General features: G+C 55.6%; 1 protein-coding gene. It reads left to right on the forward strand.

Annotated features, from left to right (window positions below; all coding sequences use genetic code 11):
- On the forward strand, positions 1-556 hold a 556-nt coding region (locus HMPREF2526_RS02765; RefSeq protein WP_148139531.1), incomplete at both ends, for an IS1634 family transposase.

Raw genomic sequence — 556 nt, forward strand, 5'->3', positions numbered from 1 at the left:
CGATGCTGCCGATGATCACACGGTTCCAAGAGGCCTACCAACTCGACGAGGTCACCGTCGTTGCTGATGCAGGCATGTTCTCCGCGGCGAACAAACAAGCACTCATTGATGCAGGGCTGCACTACATCTTGTCGGTGAAGACCCCCACCGTGCCTGAGGTGATCGAAACCTGGCGGCGGGACAACCCCGGTGAAGACTACACCCACGGCCAGATCTGGACACAAGCCTCGGCAAGTGATGGGCGCAAACACACAACCCCGAATTCGGTGACGCATTACCAGTACTCTCACAATCGGGCTAGACGCAGCCTGCGCGGAATCAAAGAGCAAGTCGCAAAAGCCAAAGGGGCTGTTGACGGCGATATCGCTATCAAGCGTAACCGCTATATCGATCTTTCCGCCCCGAACAAGAAGGTCAACTATGCTCTTGCTGCCAAACACCGAGCCCTAGCCGGAATCAAAGGCTATGAAACCGACCTGACCGCTCTTGCCGCCCAGGAGGTGATCGGGCATTACCGCAGGCTATTCAACATTGAGAAATCATTTCGGATGTCGAA

It is taken from the genome of Corynebacterium sp. HMSC070E08, from assembly GCF_001808895.1.
In the GTDB taxonomy this organism is placed as follows: Bacteria; Actinomycetota; Actinomycetes; order Mycobacteriales; family Mycobacteriaceae; genus Corynebacterium; species Corynebacterium hiratae.